The sequence below is a fragment of the Pseudomonas sp. S60 genome, assembly GCF_016647865.1.
In the GTDB taxonomy this organism is placed as follows: Bacteria; Pseudomonadota; Gammaproteobacteria; order Pseudomonadales; family Pseudomonadaceae; genus Aquipseudomonas; species Aquipseudomonas parafulva.
In genome coordinates this window covers 42,579-60,693 of the sequence record NZ_JACVVH010000030.1, presented here as the reverse complement: position 1 = coordinate 60,693, position 18,115 = coordinate 42,579, and the positions used below count along the sequence as shown (strand labels likewise).

17 protein-coding genes and 1 pseudogene are annotated in these 18,115 nt (G+C 63.3%); 6 read left to right on the top strand and 12 right to left on the bottom strand.

The genetic code is table 11. The features are described from left to right. Window positions 1-207 precede the first annotated feature (207 nt). The 5 genes from IAE33_RS16165 to IAE33_RS16145 all read left to right on the top strand — a co-directional run bounded on the left by IAE33_RS16165 (window position 208) and on the right by IAE33_RS16145 (window position 7,357). Window positions 208-1,929 carry a glucan biosynthesis protein G gene (locus tag IAE33_RS16165; RefSeq protein WP_328804882.1) on the top strand — a complete coding sequence of 574 codons (1,722 nt, stop codon included), beginning with the start codon at window positions 208-210 and terminating at the stop codon, window positions 1,927-1,929. Then, window positions 1,922-4,489 (top strand): glucans biosynthesis glucosyltransferase MdoH, encoded by a 2,568-nt coding sequence (mdoH, locus tag IAE33_RS16160; protein WP_201164255.1) that lies wholly within the window; start codon window positions 1,922-1,924, stop codon window positions 4,487-4,489. Before IAE33_RS16165 ends, mdoH begins: the two co-directional genes overlap by 8 nt. Window positions 4,490-4,767: 278 nt before the next feature. Next, a complete protein-coding gene (locus tag IAE33_RS16155; RefSeq protein ID WP_201164254.1) occupies window positions 4,768-5,568 on the top strand; it encodes a transporter substrate-binding domain-containing protein in 801 nt (266 codons plus the stop codon). 99 nt (window positions 5,569-5,667) lie between these two features. Beyond that, window positions 5,668-6,630, top strand: a complete 963-nt coding sequence (locus tag IAE33_RS16150) for an amino acid ABC transporter permease (protein WP_201164253.1) — start codon at window positions 5,668-5,670, stop codon at window positions 6,628-6,630. Then, complete coding sequence (locus tag IAE33_RS16145; RefSeq protein WP_201164252.1) at window positions 6,623-7,357, top strand: amino acid ABC transporter ATP-binding protein; 735 nt, start codon at window positions 6,623-6,625, stop codon at window positions 7,355-7,357. The genes IAE33_RS16150 and IAE33_RS16145 overlap by 8 nt, the downstream gene beginning before the upstream one ends. Before the next feature lie 133 nt (window positions 7,358-7,490). On the opposite strand, the gene IAE33_RS16140 is transcribed toward IAE33_RS16145, so the two are convergent. The 12 genes and pseudogenes from IAE33_RS16140 to ubiE all read right to left on the bottom strand — a co-directional run bounded on the left by IAE33_RS16140 (window position 7,491) and on the right by ubiE (window position 17,607). Beyond that, a complete protein-coding gene (locus IAE33_RS16140; protein ID WP_201164251.1) occupies window positions 7,491-9,434 on the bottom strand; it encodes a methyl-accepting chemotaxis protein in 1,944 nt (647 codons plus the stop codon). A gap of 153 nt (window positions 9,435-9,587) precedes the next feature. Further along, on the bottom strand, window positions 9,588-10,301 hold the full coding sequence (locus tag IAE33_RS24980) for a methyl-accepting chemotaxis protein (protein ID WP_442967382.1): 714 nt from the start codon (window positions 10,299-10,301) through the stop codon (window positions 9,588-9,590). 141 nt (window positions 10,302-10,442) lie between these two features. Continuing rightward, window positions 10,443-11,387: pseudogene (locus tag IAE33_RS24975) on the bottom strand (methyl-accepting chemotaxis protein); the annotation flags it as partial. Window positions 11,388-11,604: 217 nt separating this feature from the next. Further along, window positions 11,605-12,312: a 16S rRNA (uracil(1498)-N(3))-methyltransferase gene (locus IAE33_RS16130; protein WP_201164249.1), complete on the bottom strand. Its 708-nt coding sequence runs from the start codon at window positions 12,310-12,312 to the stop codon at window positions 11,605-11,607. Next, entirely contained in the window at window positions 12,309-13,097 is a 789-nt protein-coding gene (gene tatC, locus IAE33_RS16125; RefSeq protein ID WP_028631948.1) for a twin-arginine translocase subunit TatC, read from the bottom strand. The genes IAE33_RS16130 and tatC overlap by 4 nt, the downstream gene beginning before the upstream one ends. After that, entirely contained in the window at window positions 13,094-13,471 is a 378-nt protein-coding gene (tatB, locus tag IAE33_RS16120) for a Sec-independent protein translocase protein TatB (protein WP_028631947.1), read from the bottom strand. The genes tatC and tatB overlap by 4 nt, the downstream gene beginning before the upstream one ends. Window positions 13,472-13,474: 3 nt before the next feature. Beyond that, the gene (locus IAE33_RS16115) at window positions 13,475-13,747 is read right to left on the bottom strand and encodes a twin-arginine translocase TatA/TatE family subunit (protein WP_201164248.1); all 273 of its coding nucleotides are present in this window, start codon (window positions 13,745-13,747) and stop codon (window positions 13,475-13,477) included. 49 nt (window positions 13,748-13,796) lie between these two features. Beyond that, a complete protein-coding gene (locus tag IAE33_RS16110) occupies window positions 13,797-14,132 on the bottom strand; it encodes a phosphoribosyl-ATP diphosphatase (protein WP_028631945.1) in 336 nt (111 codons plus the stop codon). Between the two features lies 1 nt (window position 14,133). Then, entirely contained in the window at window positions 14,134-14,526 is a 393-nt protein-coding gene (gene hisI, locus IAE33_RS16105) for a phosphoribosyl-AMP cyclohydrolase (RefSeq protein ID WP_201164247.1), read from the bottom strand. 71 nt (window positions 14,527-14,597) lie between these two features. Next, a complete protein-coding gene (ubiB, locus tag IAE33_RS16100) occupies window positions 14,598-16,217 on the bottom strand; it encodes a ubiquinone biosynthesis regulatory protein kinase UbiB (RefSeq protein WP_201164246.1) in 1,620 nt (539 codons plus the stop codon). Continuing rightward, entirely contained in the window at window positions 16,214-16,837 is a 624-nt protein-coding gene (locus IAE33_RS16095; protein WP_201164245.1) for a ubiquinone biosynthesis accessory factor UbiJ, read from the bottom strand. The genes ubiB and IAE33_RS16095 overlap by 4 nt, the downstream gene beginning before the upstream one ends. Next, a complete protein-coding gene (ubiE, locus tag IAE33_RS16090; protein ID WP_028631941.1) occupies window positions 16,837-17,607 on the bottom strand; it encodes a bifunctional demethylmenaquinone methyltransferase/2-methoxy-6-polyprenyl-1,4-benzoquinol methylase UbiE in 771 nt (256 codons plus the stop codon). The genes IAE33_RS16095 and ubiE overlap by 1 nt, the downstream gene beginning before the upstream one ends. A 124-nt stretch (window positions 17,608-17,731) precedes the next feature. On the opposite strand from ubiE, the gene IAE33_RS16085 reads away from it, so the two are divergent. Beyond that, window positions 17,732-18,007, top strand: coding sequence for a polyhydroxyalkanoic acid system family protein (locus IAE33_RS16085; RefSeq protein WP_028631940.1), 276 nt, complete (start codon window positions 17,732-17,734; stop codon window positions 18,005-18,007). Window positions 18,008-18,115: the final 108 nt, after the last annotated feature.

Below are 18,115 nucleotides of genomic sequence, written 5' to 3'. Positions count from 1 at the left end.
TTGCAGCCTGATGCGTTGTCACGCGACCTGCTGGATAATCGCGCGCTGCATGGGCCTGCGTTCGCAGGTTCGTTTCACTCTGACTCGAGCAATGTCTGGATCCGTTTGGGGAATCATTACGCCCTTACGGGGTCCGAACAGTGCTCGCCAACCCGGCATTTGTCGCTGGCCGTTGGTTTCATGATCTGTTTTCGGCGAGGGTTGCTCGTGATTGTTAGTCCCCAAAAAGCATCAAGAATCCCTGGCGTCCGGCTACGCAAGGCGCTGATGGCCAGCGTGGCGTTGGTCGGCCTGATGAGCGCGGGCCAGCTATGGGCATTCAATCTTGACGATGTTGCAGCCAAGGCAAAGGATCTGGCCGGCCAGAAGTACGAAGCCCCCAAAAGCAACCTGCCGGCCGTGTTCCGCGACATGAAGTTCGCGGACTACCAGAAGATTCATTTCCTGCAGGAAAAGGCCGAGTGGGCCAACGACAAGACGCCGTTCAAGCTGTCCTTCTACCACCAGGGCATGCACTTCGACACGCCGGTGAAGATCAACCAGGTCACCGCCACCAAGGTCGAGGAAATCAAGTACGACCCGAGCCGGTTCGAGTTCGGCGACGTCCCGCATGACGCCGACGCCACCAAGAACCTCGGTTACGCCGGTTTCCGCGTGCTGTACCCGATCAACAAGGCCGACAAGCAGGATGAAATCATGACCCTGCTTGGCGCCAGCTACTTCCGCGTGGTCGGCAAAGGGCATGTGTACGGCCTGTCGGCCCGTGGCCTGGCCATCGACACCGCGCTGCCGTCGGGCGAGGAATTCCCGCGCTTCACCGAGTTCTGGGTCGAGAAGCCCCAGCCGGCCGACAAGCACCTGGTCATCTATGCCCTGCTGGACTCGCCGCGTTCCACCGGCGCCTACAAGCTCACCCTGCGCCCTGGCAACGACACGGTGGTAGACGTGCAATCGCGTGTTTACCTGCGTGACCACGTCAGCCGCCTGGGCATCGCACCGCTGACCAGCATGTACCTGTTTGGCCCTAACCAGCCCTCCAAGGTGCTGAACTATCGCCCGGCACTGCATGACTCCGAAGGCCTGTCGATTCACGCCGGTAACGGTGAATGGCTGTGGCGCCCGCTGAACAATCCCAAGCACTTGTCGGTCAGCAACTTCAGCGTGGAAAACCCGCGCGGTTTCGGCCTGATGCAGCGCCAGCGTGCCTTCAGCGACTTCGAAGACCTGGACGACAACTACCAGAAGCGCCCAAGCGCGTGGATCGAGCCCAAGGGTGACTGGGGCAAAGGCTCCGTCGACCTGGTGGAGATCCCGACCGCCGACGAAACCAACGACAACATCGTTGCGTTCTGGAGCCCGGAAAAACTGCCTGAGCCGGGCGAAGCCATGGACTATGCCTACCGCCTGCACTGGACCATCGACGAGCCCAAATTCCAGGCCCCTGAGTTGGGCTGGGTCAAGCAGACCCTGCGCTCCACCGGTGATGTGAAACAGTCCAACCTGATCCGTCAGCCGGATGGCAGCGTTGCCTTCCTGGTCGACTTTGCCGGCCCTGCGCTGGCTGCTCTGCCGGAAGACACCCCGGTGCGCAGCCAGATCAGCGTGGGCGACAACGCCGAGGTTGTGGAAAACAACCTGCGCTACAACCCTGAAACCAAGGGCTGGCGCCTGACGTTGCGGCTCAAGGTGAAGGATGCCAATAAAGCGACCGAGATGCGTGCCGCACTGGTGCGTGATGTGCCGGTAGAGGCTGCCGCACCTGCCCAGGAAACCAAGCAGGACAAGGCTGCTGCCAAGCATGCCAAGGCCGGCAAGGCGACCAAGGCCGAACAACCTGCCGCCGAGGCGGCGCCCACCACCGGGGCCCCGGCCACCACCGAAAAGGTGCTGACCGAGACCTGGAGCTACCAGTTGCCTGCCGATGAGTAACTCAAACGCAAGGCCGGTATCGCTTGGCGAGTACCTGGCCCACCTCCCCTTGAGTGACGAGCAGCGAGCAGAGCTTGCCAGCTGCACGTCATTCAGCGAGCTGCATCAACGCCTGGCTGCCACCCCGCACGCCAGCCCTGCCGAGGCCGTGCAGGCCTCGGTGGGCTCGCGCCTGGCCGTGGGCAATGCGGCCGAGCTTGAAGACGCCGAGATGCTCAGTGTCGATGGCAGTGGCCGCCTGCGCCTGAAGATCGCCCCGCCGATCAACCGCACCAAGGTGGTGCCAGAGCCCTGGCGCACCAACGTGCTGGTGCGCCTGTGGCGGCGCATGACCGGGCGCCCCAATGCGCCGCAGCCACCCAAGCGCGAGCTGCCGGCCGCGCGTTGGCGCACGGTGGGCTCCATCCGCCGGTACATCCTGCTCACCCTCATGATCGGCCAGACCCTTGTCGCCGGCTGGTACATGAAGAGCATCCTGCCGTACCAGGGCTGGTCGTTCGTCGACCTGGACGAAGTCACCCGCCAGCCCCTGTGGGACACCGTGGTGCAGGTGTGGCCGTATGCGTTGCAGACGTCCATCCTGATCCTGTTCGGCATCCTGTTCTGCTGGGTGTCCGCAGGTTTCTGGACGGCGCTCATGGGCTTCCTCGAGCTGCTGACCGGGCGCGACAAATACAAGATTTCCGGCAGCAGTGCCGGTAACGAGCCGATCGCTGCCGACGCGCGTACCGCGCTGGTGATGCCGATTTGCAACGAAGACGTACCCCGGGTGTTCGCCGGCTTGCGCGCCACCTTCGAGTCGGTGGCGGCCAGCGGCAACCTCGACCGTTTCGACTTCTTCGTGCTCAGCGATACCAACGACACCGACATCGCCGTGGCCGAGCAACAGGCCTGGCTGGATGTGTGCCGTGAAACCAAAGGCTTCGGCCGTATCTTCTACCGCCGCCGTCGGCGCCGGGTGAAGCGCAAGAGCGGCAACCTCGACGACTTCTGCCGTCGGTGGGGCGCCGACTACAAGTACATGGTAGTGCTCGACGCGGACAGCGTGATGAGCGGCGAATGCCTGAGCAGCCTGGTGCGCCTGATGGAGGCCAACCCGGATGCCGGTATCATCCAGACCGGGCCCAAGGCCTCTGGCATGGACACCCTGTACGCGCGCATGCAGCAGTTCGCTACCCGTGTATACGGCCCGCTGTTCACCGCAGGCCTGCACTTCTGGCAGCTGGGTGAGTCGCACTACTGGGGGCACAACGCGATCATTCGCATGAAACCCTTCATCGAGCACTGCGCCCTGGCGCCGTTGCCCGGCAAGGGTGCGTTCGCCGGTGCGATCCTGTCCCACGACTTCGTCGAGGCAGCGCTGATGCGCCGTGCCGGCTGGGGGGTGTGGATCGCCTACGACCTGCCGGGCAGTTATGAAGAACTGCCGCCCAACCTGCTGGACGAGCTCAAGCGCGACCGACGCTGGTGCCACGGCAACCTGATGAACTTCCGCCTGTTCCTGGTGAAGGGCATGCACCCGGTGCACCGTGCGGTGTTCCTCACCGGGGTGATGTCGTACCTGTCGGCGCCCTTGTGGTTCCTGTTCCTGGTACTGTCCACCGCGTTGCTGGCCACCAACACGCTGATGGAGCCGCAGTACTTCATCGAGCCCTACCAGTTGTACCCGTTGTGGCCACAGTGGCACCCGGAAAAAGCCGTTGCGCTGTTCTCCACCACCATTGTGTTGCTGTTCTTGCCCAAGCTGCTCAGCGTGATCCTGATCTGGGCCAAGGGCGCCACCGAGTTCGGGGGGCGCATCAAGGTCACCCTGTCGATGCTGATGGAGATGCTGTTCTCCATGCTGCTGGCACCGGTGCGCATGATCTTCCACACCCGGTTCGTGCTGGCCGCGTTCCTGGGCTGGGCGGCGACCTGGAACTCGCCGCAGCGCGATGACGACTCTACGCCGTGGAGCGAAGCACTGCGCCGTCATGGCCCGCAAACCCTGCTGGGCTTTGCCTGGGCTGGGCTGGTGGCGTGGCTGAACCCGAGCTTCCTGTGGTGGCTGGCGCCAATCGTCGGTTCGCTGGTGCTGTCGATCCCTGTGTCGGTGATTTCCAGCCGCACGCGCTTGGGCCTGGCGGCCAAGGATGAGAAGCTGTTCCTCATCCCGGAAGAATACGCCACGCCGCAGGAGCTGCTGGCCACTGACCAGTACACCCACGAGAACCGCTGGCATGCCCTGCATGACGGCTTCGTGCGGGCCGTGGTCGACCCACGCCAGAATGCCCTGGCCTGCGCCATGGCCACCGCGCGCCACGGCCAGGCAGCGCCCATCGAAGCGTTGCGCGTTGAGCGGGTGGCCAAGGCGATGGAGGTTGGCCCGAAAGGGCTGGACCTCAACACCCGCCTGGCGTTGCTCAGCGACCCGGTGGCGTTGACCCGCCTGCACGAGCAGGTATGGGCCGAACACAATGCGGCCTGGATCGATGCATGGCGTGCGTCGATCAAGAACGACCCGCATTCGCCGCTGCTGCCGCTGCACCCGGAGAACGAAGGCCAACCGGCACTCGCCTGACAGGCCTCTTCGCGGGTAAACCCGCTCCCACAGGGTTGTGCATACACCCTGTGGGGGCAACTGTCTTCCACAAAATCCAAATGCTGGCGCAATTCTGTAGGTGCGGGTTTACCTGCGAAGCTTTTCAGGGCCCAGGCTGATTTTGGCCAACAAAGTCCCCGCCAGCTCTAGGTCCCCAGCCCACCATGCGTTAGCATCCCTCTCCGACAGTACGCAGCGGCCAGTACGGCCGTGCCAATAAAAAAGATTCGCTACTTTTATTTCCAGGGGACTTGGTGATGTTCAAGAAATACCTTTCGCGACTGCTGGTGGGTGTTACCGCCCTGGTCGCCGTGACGGCCGTACAGGCAGGCGCCATCGACGAAGCGGTCAAGCGCGGTACCTTGCGGGTGGGCATGGACCCAACCTACATGCCGTTCCAGATGACCAACAAGCGCGGCGAGATCATCGGCTTCGAGGTGGACATCCTCAAGGCCATGGCCAAGTCGATGGGCGTGAAGTTCGAGGCGGTTTCCACGGCCTACGACGGCATCATCCCAGCCCTGCTGACCGACAAGTTCGACATGATCGGCAGCGGCATGACCCTGACCCAGGAGCGCAACCTGCGCCTGAACTTCAGCGAACCCTTCATCGTCGTGGGCCAGACCCTGCTGATTCGCAAGGAGCTGGCCGGCGAGATCAAGTCGTACAAAGACCTGAACAACGAGAAGTATCGCCTCACCTCCAAGCTGGGCACCACCGGCGAAATGGTCGCCAAGAAGCTGATCGGCAAAGCCAAGTACCATGGCTATGACAACGAGCAGGAAGCGGTCATGGACGTGGTCAACGGCAAGGCGGATGCCTTCGTCTACGACGCACCGTACAACGTGGTGGCTGTGGAGAAGGCCGGTGCTGGCAAGCTGCTGTTCCTCGAAGAACCCTTCACCTACGAGCCGCTGGCCTTTGGCCTGAAGAAGGGCGACTACGACAGCATCAACTTCATCAACAACTTCCTGCACCAGATCAAGCATGACGGGACCTACGATCGTATCCACGACAAGTGGTTCAAGAACAAGGGCTGGCTGAAGGACATGGAATAAGAGGCATCCCCAGGCCGCAAGCTGCAGGTTACAGGCAGAAGCCGACCGTTTCTGCCTGCAACCTGTGGCTTGCGGCTTGCCGTTTTCTGGAGTAACCCCGTGATCAAACACAACAAAGCCCGGTGGCCCTGGCATAGCCTGACCGCGCTGGTGCTGGTGGGCCTGGCGTTCAGCCTGTACATGGCCACCTCGATGATTTCCTACGAGTGGCGCTGGAACCGCGTGCCGCAGTACTTCGCCTACCAGGCCGAAGACGTACAGCGCGCGGCCGGTTATGGCACCGTGCAGGATATCGTCGTGGCTGGCGACAACGCCCGCGTTACCCTCAAGGATGAAAACGGCGACCAGCAGGTGCTGGACGTGGCCAGGGACAGCCTGCAATTGAGCCGGGGCGACGATGTCGCCGAAGGCGACCAGATTGGTGTCACCCGCCATTGGGCTGCCGGCCCGTTGGCCTGGGGCTTGTGGACCACCTTGTGGATTTCGGTGGTGTCCGGGGCGCTAGGCCTGGTAATCGGCCTGCTCGCCGGGTTGTGCCGGTTGTCCACAAACCCCACCCTGCATGACCTGTCGACTGTCTACGTAGAGCTGGTACGCGGCACGCCGCTGCTGGTGCAGATCTTCATCTTCTACTTCTTCATCGGCACGGTGCTCAACCTGTCCCGCGAGTTCGCCGGTGTCGCCGCGCTGGCGCTGTTCACCGGCGCCTACGTGGCAGAAATTGTCCGCGCGGGTGTGCAGTCGATCGCCAAGGGCCAGAACGAAGCAGCCCGCTCGCTGGGCCTGAACGGCGCGCAGTCGATGCGCCATGTCATCCTGCCGCAGGCGTTCAAGCGTGTACTGCCCCCGTTGGCCGGGCAGTTCATCAGCCTGGTCAAGGACACCTCGCTGGTATCGGTAATCGCCATCACCGAGCTGACCAAGAGTGGTCGCGAAGCCATTACTACGTCGTTCTCCACCTTCGAGATCTGGTTCTGCGTGGCAGGCCTGTACCTGCTGATCAACCTGCCGCTGTCGCATATCGCCAGCCGGCTTGAGCGGAGGCTTGCGCAAAGTGATTGAAGTTCGTGACCTGCTGAAGGTATTCGACACCCGTGGCCACGTGGTGCGCGCTGTGGATAACGTTTCCACGCAAGTGGCCAAGGGCGAGGTAGTGGTGGTGCTGGGCCCGTCGGGGTCTGGCAAGTCCACCTTCCTGCGCTGCCTTAATGGCCTGGAGCATTTCGACCAGGGCCATGTAGCCATCGATGGGCTGCCGCTGGCTGACCCGAAAACCGATATCAACGCCTACCGCCGTGAAGTCGGCATGGTGTTTCAGCACTTCAACCTGTTCCCGCACATGACCGTGCTGGAAAACCTCTGCCTGGCACAGAAGGTGGTGCGCAAGCGCAGCAAGGCCGAACGCGAAGCCAAGGCCCGTGCGCTGCTGCAAAAGGTGGGTATTGCGGAGAAGGCCAACGAGTATCCCTCGCGGCTGTCGGGCGGCCAGCAGCAGCGGGTGGCCATTGCCAGGGCCCTGGCCATGGACCCCAAGGTGATGCTGTTCGACGAGCCGACCTCGGCGCTGGACCCGGAAATGGTCGGCGAGGTGCTGGATGTGATGAAAACCCTGGCCCTGGAAGGCATGACCATGGTCTGCGTCACCCACGAAATGGGCTTTGCCCGCGAAGTGGCGGACCGGGTGCTGTTCTTCGACCATGGCAAGCTGCTGGAAGACTCGGCGCCGGCAGCGTTCTTTGCAGCCCCGAAAGACCCGCGCGCCCAGGCGTTTCTGCGTCAGGTACTGTGAGGCCGGTGGGGGCGTGTTTATCCGCGAACGCGGAGGCAGAGCATTCGCGGGTAAACCCGCTCCCACAAGAATTGCGACGACCTCGAGTTTTTGTGTAAGACAGTTGCTCCCATACCTGGGCTGCCTCACCCCCTCAGATGTTGAAACGCCCCACCATCCCGCGTAGTTGCTGGCCGAGCTGTTCCAGCTCGCCGCTGGATTCGGCCGTCTGCTCGCTGGCGACACTGGTCTGGTCGGACGCGTCGCGCACATTCAGCACGCTCCGGTTGATCTGCTCGGCCACCACGCTTTGTTGCTCGCTGGCCGTGGCGATCTGCTGGTTCATGCCCTGGATGCTCGACACCGTATCGGTGATCTGGCTTAACGCATGCCCGGCCCTGCGGCTCAGTTCCACGCTCTGTTCGGTGAGGCTCTTGCTGTTGTCGAGCAACCGGGTCACTTCATCGGTACCGTTGTGCAGGCTGTCTATCAGTTGGCCAATCTCTTCAGTCGCGGTAGACGTACGCTGGGCCAGGCCGCGTACTTCATCGGCCACCACGGCGAAGCCGCGCCCGGCTTCACCGGCCCTTGCCGCTTCGATGGCGGCATTGAGGGCCAGCAGGTTGGTCTGTTCGGACACCGACTTGATCACGTCCAGAATGCTGCCGATACGCTGGCTTTCGCCGGCCAGGTGCTGCATGGCTGCCAGGCAATGGTCCATTTGCCCTGCTAGCTGTTCGATACGACCGATGGCTTCAGCCACTACCTGGTCGCCCTCCTGGGCCTGCTGGTCAGCGTTGGTCGCGGCCATCGAGGCCTGTTCAGCGTTCTGCGCCACCTCTTGTACCGTGGCGCTCATCTGGTTCATGGCGGTGGCCACCTGGTCGGTTTCTTCGCGTTGCTGGCTGATCCGCAGCTTGGTGTCCTCGCTGCTGGCGGCCAGTTGCGTAGCAGCCTGGGACAGTTGCCCCACACCCTTGTCGATGCCGCCAATCAGCTCGCGCAGGCTCAGGGTCATTTCGCGCATGCTGGTCTGCAACTGGCCCATCTCGTCACGCCGCTGCACGGTTTCTACCTGGCTCAGGTCGCCTTTGGCGATGCGCGCCGCCACCACCAGGGTCTGGCGCAGCGGCTGGGTGATCTGCAGGGTTATCAGCCACCCGGCAATCACCCCCACTACCAGTGCCAGCAGGGCGACGCTGGTAAGCAGTGAGCGCGCAGCCAGCGCCTCACGGTCCCGCTGCTCCACCTTACGCTTGCCCAGCTCCAGGCTGACCGCGCGCATTTCGTCGCCTTTTTTCTCCATGCTGTTCTGCAGTTGCTCGGCGCGTACAGCTGCACGCCTGTATTGCTCAACGGCGGCCCGATACCTGGCCAGCTCGCTGCCTGGCAGCTCCGTCACGGTGCGGGGCAGGCCCAGTGGGGCCACGGCCTTGATCAACTGGCCAAGGCTGGTGTCAGCGGCGTCCAGCGACTTGTCGCCCACCTTGGCGAAATCCTCCATGGGCGAAAAGGTGTAGGCGGGCATCAGGCTCTGCTGGTTGGCGCTTTCCACATGGCGGCTGAGGGTGTCCATCATGCCCAGTACGCCGCCTTGCTGGCCGTCCGCTGGCATCTTCAGCAGGGCCTGGGTTTCCAGCTCGTCGATGGCAGCATTGAGCCGTTCTTGTTGCGCCTGCATGGCTTCACGCAGTGTGCTGCGGCTGGCCGTTGTGCGTTGCAACTCGGCAAAATCGCCGCGCAGTTGCTGCAGCAGGGCGAGTTTGTCCGTGAGGATCTGCCGCGATTCTTCCACGCTGCTGCGTTGTTGCAGGGTGGTCAGCATGGTGTCCAGCTGCTCCAGAATGCTGGCGATGCGTGCCTTGCTGGTGTCGTCGTTCAGCACACGGTAAGTGATGCGTTCAGCGCGCAGGTCCTTGGTCAGGTCGTTGATGCGGCCTATTTCGCTGAGCTGCTGTGAGCGGACGATCGCGCCATCGAGGGCGCGCCATCCGCTGATGGTGGTGATCAGCGTCAGCAGCAGGACCACGGCAAAGCCGAGGGCCAGCTTGGCTGCGACGCTGATATTGCCGAGCTTGCGGTTCAGGTAGCCGAGCATGGTGAGTCTCCGTTCGGTTGGAAAGGGGATGCAGGCGCTTTGCGCGCATCACACCCTTGCCAATCGGCGGAGCAGGTGTAGGACTTGACCTGATAATCAGGTAGGAATCTTCACCCTGTGCTGTACGAAGAATTACCTATGCTCGTTGCCGGATCATAGCCTGAACCGGGCTACCAGGCCCTGCAGGTGGGTGCCCAACCGCGCCAGCTCCACGCTGGAGCTGGCCGTCTGCTCACTGGCCGACGAGGTCTGGTCGGAGATATCCCGCACATTGATCACGCTGCGGTTGATTTCCTCGGCAACGGCGGTCTGTTCCTCCGCGGCGGTGGCAATCTGCTGGTTCATGGCCTGGATCGACGACACGGTGCGGGTGATGGTATCCAGCGAAGTGCCGGCGCGGCGGGTCAACTCCACACTGTTGTCAGTCAACTGGCGGCTGTTGTCCATCACGCTGGCCACGCGCTGGGTGCCGCTTTGCAGGCCGGCGATCAACTCTTCGATCTCTTCGGTCGACTGCTGGGTGCGTTGCGCCAGGCTGCGTACTTCGTCGGCCACCACGGCGAACCCGCGCCCGGCTTCACCGGCCCGGGCTGCCTCGATGGCCGCATTGAGCGCCAACAGGTTGGTCTGCTGGGCCACCGACTTGATCACATCCAGCACGCTGCCGATCTTGTCGCTCTCGCCCTTGAGCTGGCTCATCGCCTCGCTAGAGTTGACCACTTCACGGGCCAGGCGCTCGATCTGCGCCACCGCCTCGTTCACCACCCGGTCCCCTTCACGGGCCTGCTGGTCGGCCATCAGGGCGGCCTCCGAGGCCTGCTCGGCATTGCGCGCCACTTCGTGAACGGTGGCGGTCATCTGGTTCATGGCGGTGGCGACCTGGTCGGTCTCGACCTTCTGGTTGCTGACGCCGGCACTGGTCTGCTCGGTCACTGCAGACAGCTCCTCTGCCGCACTGGCGATCTGGGTAACACCGTCGCCAATGCCGCCAATCAGCTCGCGCAGGCCGCGGGTCATGCGCTGAACGCTGGCTTGCAACTGGCCCAGTTCGTCACCGCGAGGGCGCTGCTCGTCCAGGGTGAGGTCACCGCTGGCTACGCGTTCGGTACTGCGCAGCACCTCGCGCAGGGGCACGATGATCTGCCGGGTGATAGCCCAGGCGGCCAGCAAACCCAGGGCCAGCGCCAGCACGGTGGCCGCGGCCAGCAGCATTTTGGCCTGGGCGGCGGCTGCGTCACGCACGGCTGTCTGCGAGGTGGTCATGGCCTGGCTGGTCTGCATCAGCACGGCGCCTTGTTCGACCATGCCCTGCAACGCCTGGGCACTGGCAGCCTGGGCCTGGCCGAACTGCAGCACCGCATCGCGATAGCCGCCCATGGCGGTCGCAGCGTCGTCCAGGCCAGCGGCGTATTCGGCCGGCAGCCTAGCCGGCAGTGCGCGCAGCTCTGTCACCGCCTGGTCGATGGCCTTGAGCGCGGTTTGCTGGTACTCGGCATTACCGCTGTAGGTGTAACCGCGCACCTGGAAGCGCGCCTGCTGCAGCAGGCTGCTGACCGTGACCACCTGGTTGTACGGGGTAATGTCACCGGCTTCGAGCAACCGCTGTTGCACGCGGCCGATCAGTTCCACAGCCTTGTCGGCACTGTCGCCCAGTACCTGGCGGCTGGCTTCGCGGCGCTGCCCGGCCTGTTTCAACGCGACGAAGGCCTGCTGATAACCGGCAACCGCATCGCGCTGCTGCTCCAGGCGCTGGTGGTCGGCGGGCTGCTCGATCTGCCCCAGCATCAACTGCACCTGCCGGTCGAGGTTGGCCAGGGCCTTGTCCAGCTCGCCTATGGAGGCCTCGTCGCGCTGGCGCTCGTACTGCTGCCGGGCGATGCGCAGTTCTTGTGTGTATTGCTGGATCAGCGAGATGTTGCCCAGCTTGTCACCGCGGCCAATGATGCTGTCCATGCCGTGCCAGCCAGTCAGGGTAGTGCTCAGCGTCAACAGCAGGACCAGGCCGAAACCTAGCCCCAGTTTGCGGATGACGCTCACGTTTCCCAGTAGCTGGGTTAACCATCGATTCATAGGTAACTCCCTGGCGGCTTGGCAGCACGATTCATTGTTGTTGCCAAGGCCATCGGCCCGGGAGAGGGAAACTTGATGGTGGAAAATGCTGACTAACTTGTCAGAAAATTCGCGACAAGAGCGCGGTGACCGCCGTTTCCACCCGCAGTATGCGATCCCCCAGTTGCACCGGCGCCAGGCCGGCGTTGGCAAGCAGGTCGACCTCGTAGGGTATCCAGCCGCCCTCCGGGCCGATGGCCAGGGTCACTGCTTGTTCCACTGCCCGTGGGCAGGCGGGGTAGGGGCCGGGGTGGCCGACGAGCCCGAGGGTGCCGGCTGCGATGGCGGGCAGGCGGTCTTCCACGAACGGCTTGAAGCGCTTTTCGATGATGACCTCGGGCAGCACGGTGTCACGTGCCTGTTCCAGCCCCAGTACCAGGTTTTCGCGAATGGCGTCAGGGTGCAGGAACGGCGTTTGCCAGAAGCTCTTCTCGACCTTGTAGCTGTTCACCAGAATGAGCCTGGGCACGCCCAGGGTGGCAACTGTCTGGAACAGCCTGCGCAGCATTTTCGGGCGCGGCACGGCCAGCACCAGGGTCAGCGGCAGTTTGGCCGGCGGCGGCTGGTCGAAGCTGACCTCAAGCTCAGCCTCGTGCGGCGCCAGCCGCACCACCGTGGCCTTGCCCATCATGCCGTTGATGCGGCCCACGCGCAGCGAATCACCCTCCACCACGCCGTGGATGTGCTGCATGTGGGTAAAGCGCCGGTCGGCGAGTACCACACGGTCGGCCGACACGAAGTCGGCCTCCTCAAGCAGCAACAGGTTCACGGTTGGGTCGCAGGCGGCTGGTCTTGGTGGTCGCCTGCGTCTGGCTCACCTGCGCTTCGCTTGCGAATCAGGCTGCCGCACAGCACGCCGATTTCGAACAACAGCCACATGGGCACTGCCAGCAGCGTTTGGGAGAAGATGTCGGGCGGTGTCAGCACCATGCCCACCACGAAGCAGCCGATGATCACGTAGGGGCGGATCTTTTTCAGGTACTTCACATCCACAACGCCAATCCACACCAGCAGCACCACGGCCACGGGGATTTCGAAGGCCACGCCGAAGGCGAAGAACAGTGTCATCACGAAGTCCAGGTAGCTGGCGATGTCGGTCATCATCGACACGCCTTCTGGGGTTGCACTGGCAAAGAAGCCGAATATCAGCGGAAACACCAGGAAATACGCAAAGGCCATGCCGGCATAGAACAGCAGAATGCTGGAAATCAGCAGCGGGATGGCGATGCGCTTTTCGTGACGGTACAGGCCCGGCGCGATAAAGCCCCAGATCTGCTGCAGGATGAACGGGATCGCCAGGAACAGCGACACGATCATGGTCAGCTTGAATGGGGTCAGGAACGGCGAAGCCACGTCGGTGGCGATCATTGTGGCGTTGGCCGGCAGGTGGTCACGCAGCGGCGCCGACACCAGGGTGTAGATCTGCTGGGCGAAGGAGAACAACCCGGCAAAAATCAGGAAAATGACCGCCACGCAACGCAGCAGGCGGGTGCGCAGTTCGGTAAGGTGCGAAACCAGCGGCATGGGCTGATCGTGTTCCGGGTTCTCGCTCATGGTACTCGCGGCGGTTGTGGCGGTTCGGAGGGTGTGGCCGGGGCGGCCGGCGGCTCGCTGGGCTTGGGTTCCAGGCCCGCAGGTGGCTGCACGGTGGCGGTGGTGACCGTGGGCTGCGTGGGTGTGGCGTTCGGGTTGAGGATGCGCTTGGCTTCCTCTTCCATCTGCAGAATGTGCTCGTTATGCAGCTGGCGACGGATGTCGTCGGCGCCGATTTCGCGCTCAACTTCCATCTTGATGCTGTTGAAGCTGCGCTTTAGGCGGCCTATCCACAGGCCGGCCGTGCGCGCCGCCCCCGGCAGGCGCTCGGGGCCGAGCACCAGCAGCGCGACCAGGCCGACGAGCAGCAGCTCGCTGAAACTGATGCCGAACATAGGTCAGTCTTTCCGCTGCGGCTCGTGGACCGGCTGTGCCTGACCATCGATGGTATGGCCCTGGTTGGCCTGGGCGGTGTTCTGCACCGGGGGAACAGGCTGGGCTGGCGGTGGCGTAGGCTCGGCCGGCTTGTTCTCTTCTTCGCTCATGGCCTTGCGGAAGCCCTTGATCGACTCGCCCAGGTCGCTGCCGAAGTTCTTCAGCTTCTTGGTGCCGAAGACCAGCACCACGACGACCAGCAGGACGATCCAGTGTTTCCAGTCAAAGATACCCATTTCGTACTCCTGAACAATGTGTATTGGCCCTGTGCGGACCGTGTTTCCATCAGGCAGACGGCTGACGCGCAGCCTTCTCGTCGTGCCCGGACAAGCCGAAGCGCCGCTCCAGTTCATCCAGCACAGCCTGGGGGTGCTGGCCCAGGGCACTGAGCATCACCAGGCTGTGGAACCACAGGTCGGCTGTTTCGTAGATGACATCGCTGCAGTCTTTGCTGATGGCGGCATCCTTGGCGGCGATGATGGTTTCCACCGACTCTTCACCGAGCTTTTCAAGGATCTTGTTCAAACCCTTGTGGTACAGGCTGGCCACGTAGGAGCTGTCTGGAGCCGCTTGCTTGCGTTCTTCTAGCACTTCGGCCAGGCGGTTGAGGGTGTCGCTCATGTCAGTGTCCTGCGCTGTAGATGGCATCGGGGTCTTTCAGGACCGGGTCGACGGTTTTCCACTGGCCGCCTTCATACACGCGGTAGAAGCAGCTCTCGCGACCGGTATGGCAGGCAATATGGCCCAGTTGCTCGACCATCAGGATGATCACGTCGGCATCGCAGTCCAGGCGCATTTCATGCAGCTTCTGCACGTGGCCGGACGCCTCACCCTTGCGCCACAGCTTGCCACGCGAACGCGACCAGTAGATAGCCCGTTCCTCGGCGGCCGTCAGGGCCAGCGCTTCGCGGTTCATCCAGGCCATCATCAGTACGCGTCCGGTCTTGTGGTCCTGGGCGATGGCCGGTACCAGGCCATCGCTGTTCCACTTGATCTCGTCCAGCCAGTCTTTCATCGTTGACTCCAAAGCCGGCCCGTTTCTGTCCCGGGCCCTTGCGCTAGTGTGCCAGCCGCAGGCGCGGCTGGCTATTGGCGCACGACCAGGTAAAGGCCTGCGGCCAGCATCAGCCAGGCCGGCCACGCCCCAGGGGCCGCCAGGCTGCCGGCCTGGGCCGCAGTGGCAGCCAGCACCGCCCCGCCGCCCAACAGGCCTGCACCCAACAGCCGCAGCGCCCAGTGGTCACCCTGGCGGCGCCGCTCAGGCAATTGTGGGTCGTGCAGGTGCGGTTGCGAGAGCCGTTCCAGCAGGTCGCGGGTCATGTTGGCCAGGTGCGGCAGCTGTTCGACCTGGCTATGCAGGTTGCCGAGCACGGCCTTGGGGCTCATGCGGTCGCGCATCCAGCGTTCCAGGTAGGGCTTGGCAGTGCTCCACAGGTCCAGCTCGGGGTAAAGCTGGCGACCCAGGCCCTCGATGTTGAGCAAGGTCTTTTGCAGCAGCACCAGTTGCGGCTGCACTTCCATGTTGAAGCGGCGCGCGGTCTGGAACAGGCGCATCAATACCTGGCCGAACGAAATGTCCTTCAACGGCTTTTCGAAGATGGGCTCGCACACCGTACGGATTGCTGCTTCGAATTCGTTGACCTTGGTGTTGGCAGGCACCCAGCCGGAGTCGATGTGCAACTGGGCGACACGGCGGTAGTCGCGCTTGAAGAAGGCGATCAGGTTACGCGCCAGGTAGTCCTGGTCCTCGTCGGTCAGGCTGCCGACGATGCCGCAGTCGATGGCGATGTACTTCGGGCTCCACGGCTTGACGGTGCTGACGAAGATGTTGCCCGGGTGCATGTCGGCGTGGAAGAAACTGTCCCGGAACACCTGGGTGAAGAACACCTCCACACCCCGTTCGGCCAGCATCTTCATGTCGGTGCCCTGGTCGGCCAGGGTGGCCATGTCGGTGACCGGCACGCCGTAGATGCGCTCCATCACCAGCACCTTGGGGCGGCACCAGTCCCAGTACACCTGGGGCACGTACATCAGGTCGGAGCCTTCGAAGTTGCGCCGCAGCTGGCTGGAGTTGGCCGCCTCACGCAGCAGGTCGAGCTCGTCGTAGATGGTTTTTTCGTAGTCGCACACCACGTCCACCGGGTGCAGGCGGCGGGCATCGGCAGAGATGCGCTCGGCGCCCTTGGCGATCAGGAACAGCCAGGCGATATCGGCGGCAATTACCGGTTTGAGGCCGGGGCGCACCACCTTTACGACCACTTCCTCACCGCTTTTCAGGCGTGCGGCATGCACCTGGGCCACCGAAGCAGACGCCAGGGGCTCCACGTCGAAACGGCTGAACACCTCGGCAACCGTGGCGCCCAGTTGCGCCTCGATCAGTGCCACGGCCTTCTGCGGGTCGAAGGGTGGTACCCGGTCCTGCAACAGCATCAGCTCGTCGGCGATGTCGGTGGGCAGCAGGTCGCGGCGGGTGGACAGCAGCTGGCCGAACTTGATGAAAATAGGCCCCAGGTCCTGCAATGCCAGGCGCAGGCGTGCACCGCGGCTGAGCTCACTGGCGCGGCGTGGCAGCCAGCGCCAGGGCATCAGCAGGCGCAGGCTCATCAGCCACCAAGGCAACGGGTAGTCGAACAGCAGGTCGTCCAGCCGGTACCGGATGACGACACGCTGAATACGGAAAAGACGGCGGACGGCGAGCAACTTCATGCGTTATCGCTGGTATCAAGGGATCGGGAGAGGCGTTTGAGGCGCGCCTCGAGGCGTTCGGTGTCGAGCTTCAGGGTGTCTATTTCGCTGAAGGCCGCTTCGGCCTCGCGCTTGCCCACCAGTGTACGTGACTCTTCTGCCAGGTATTCGGACAGGCTCTGGCTCAAGCGGGCCAGGCTCTGGCGTGTCCAGTGGGCACGCAGGCGAACATGGCCTGCAAGCAGCGCGGTGGGCACGGGGCCCAGCCAGTTCTGCAGCTCGTGTTCCCAGTCCAGTTCCAGATCCTGGAGGATGCCGAACAGGTCGAGCAGTGCAGCGGTATCACCGTGCAGCTCCACCTGAGGGCTATGCAGCACGGCGGTTTTGTCCCGGGCCAGGGCCAGTTGGGCGAGGCTGCCGGCGGGGGCGCGCAGGCTGCAGTCAACGCTGCCTTCCCAACTGCTGGCGAGCATCAGCCCCTGCTCGTCCGGCAGGATGAACACCTGCAAGGCCGGTTGGCGGCAGTCGATCTCGATGACCTTGCCCTCCAGTGCAGCCAGGCGCGGCATGGCCGTGCTGTCCATGCGCAGGATGCGGTTGAGCCCGTGCTCCACGCTGGCGAGCAGCCCGGCCAGCAGCATCAGGGTTTGATCCCCCGGTGCACGGCAACGATGCCGCTGGTCATGTTGTGGTAGGTAACGCGGTCAAAGCCGGCTGCAACCATCATTGCCTTGAGGGTTTCCTGGTCCGGGTGCATGCGGATGGACTCGGCCAGGTAGCGGTAGCTTTCCGAATCGTTGGTGATCAGCTTGCCGGCCAGGGGCATGAAGGCGAACGAGTAGGCGTCGTAGGCCTTGGACATGAATTTGTTGGTCGGCTTGGAGAATTCCAGCACCAGCAGACGCCCGCCAGGCTTGAGCACCCGCAGCATCGAGCGGATGGCGTCTTCCTTGTGGGTGACGTTGCGCAGGCCGAAGGCGATGGTCACGCAGTCGAAGTGGTTGTCGGGGAAGGGCAGCTTTTCGGCATCAGCCTGGACGAACTCGATATTGCCTGCCACGCCACGGTCGAGCAGGCGGTCGCGACCCACCTTGAGCATCGATTCGTTGATGTCAGCCAATACAACCTGGCCAGTCGGGCCGACCAGGCGCGAAAACTTGGCGGCCAGGTCCCCCGTGCCGCCGGCGATGTCCAGCACACGGTTGCCGGTGCGTACGCCCGACAGCTCGATGGTGAAGCGCTTCCAGAGGCGGTGCATGCCGCCGGACAGTACGTCGTTCATCAGGTCGTACTTGGCGGCTACCGAATGGAACACTTCGGCGACTTTTTTCGCCTTCTGGCTTTCAGGCACGTCCTGATAGCCAAAATGGGTGGTGGGTTCGGCGTGGTCGCCTTTGCGCTGGTCGTTCATATCGCTTCACCGAAAAAAATTACCGCCATTCTAGGGCGAACGCGCGGATTTGTCTTGGCGGGGTGTGCCGTTGGGCAGGGGCGGGCATAATGCCAATTATGTCTACATCTCCAGGAACACCTGCATGACCCAGATCAGCGTCGAACGCAAACACACCCTCGGCCGTGAGGCCGCCCGTGCCAAGGCGCAGGCGCTGGTCGACAAGCTCAGCCGCGAGTACGACTTGAAGGCCACCTGGAACGGCGACCGGGTCGATGTGGCCCGCAGTGGCGCCAACGGTAGTGTGCACATTGGTGAAGACAGCATTCGTGTCGACCTGAAGCTGGGCATGATGCTGTCGATGATGAGCGGCACCATCAAGGGCGAGATCGAACGCGCCCTGGACAAGGCACTGGTGTGAGTCAGCGTGCGCATGTGCCGTTCACCTTAGGGTGACGTTTCTAAATTCACCTCCTACCTTGATGGTTTGGCCCACGGTTACGACGCACGGGTACGTGGCGCCTTGAAG

Excerpts from the sequence above, each read along its gene's own strand:
- mdoH (WP_201164255.1), top strand. The coding sequence starts at position 1,922 with ATGAGTAACTCAAACGCAAGGCCGGTATCGCTTGGCGAGTACCTGGCC.
- IAE33_RS16155 (WP_201164254.1), top strand. The coding sequence starts at position 4,768 with ATGTTCAAGAAATACCTTTCGCGACTGCTGGTGGGTGTTACCGCCCTG.
- IAE33_RS16140 (WP_201164251.1), bottom strand. The coding sequence starts at position 9,434 with ATGCTCGGCTACCTGAACCGCAAGCTCGGCAATATCAGCGTCGCAGCC.
- IAE33_RS24980 (WP_442967382.1), bottom strand. The coding sequence starts at position 10,301 with ATGAACCAGATGACCGCCACCGTTCACGAAGTGGCGCGCAATGCCGAG.
- tatC (WP_028631948.1), bottom strand. The coding sequence starts at position 13,097 with ATGAGCGAGAACCCGGAACACGATCAGCCCATGCCGCTGGTTTCGCAC.
- tatB (WP_028631947.1), bottom strand. The coding sequence starts at position 13,471 with ATGTTCGGCATCAGTTTCAGCGAGCTGCTGCTCGTCGGCCTGGTCGCG.
- IAE33_RS16115 (WP_201164248.1), bottom strand. The coding sequence starts at position 13,747 with ATGGGTATCTTTGACTGGAAACACTGGATCGTCCTGCTGGTCGTCGTG.
- IAE33_RS16110 (WP_028631945.1), bottom strand. The coding sequence starts at position 14,132 with ATGAGCGACACCCTCAACCGCCTGGCCGAAGTGCTAGAAGAACGCAAG.
- hisI (WP_201164247.1), bottom strand. The coding sequence starts at position 14,526 with ATGAAAGACTGGCTGGACGAGATCAAGTGGAACAGCGATGGCCTGGTA.
- ubiB (WP_201164246.1), bottom strand. The coding sequence starts at position 16,217 with ATGAAGTTGCTCGCCGTCCGCCGTCTTTTCCGTATTCAGCGTGTCGTC.
- IAE33_RS16095 (WP_201164245.1), bottom strand. The coding sequence starts at position 16,837 with ATGCTGCTGGCCGGGCTGCTCGCCAGCGTGGAGCACGGGCTCAACCGC.
- ubiE (WP_028631941.1), bottom strand. The coding sequence starts at position 17,607 with ATGAACGACCAGCGCAAAGGCGACCACGCCGAACCCACCACCCATTTT.
- IAE33_RS16085 (WP_028631940.1), top strand. The coding sequence starts at position 17,732 with ATGACCCAGATCAGCGTCGAACGCAAACACACCCTCGGCCGTGAGGCC.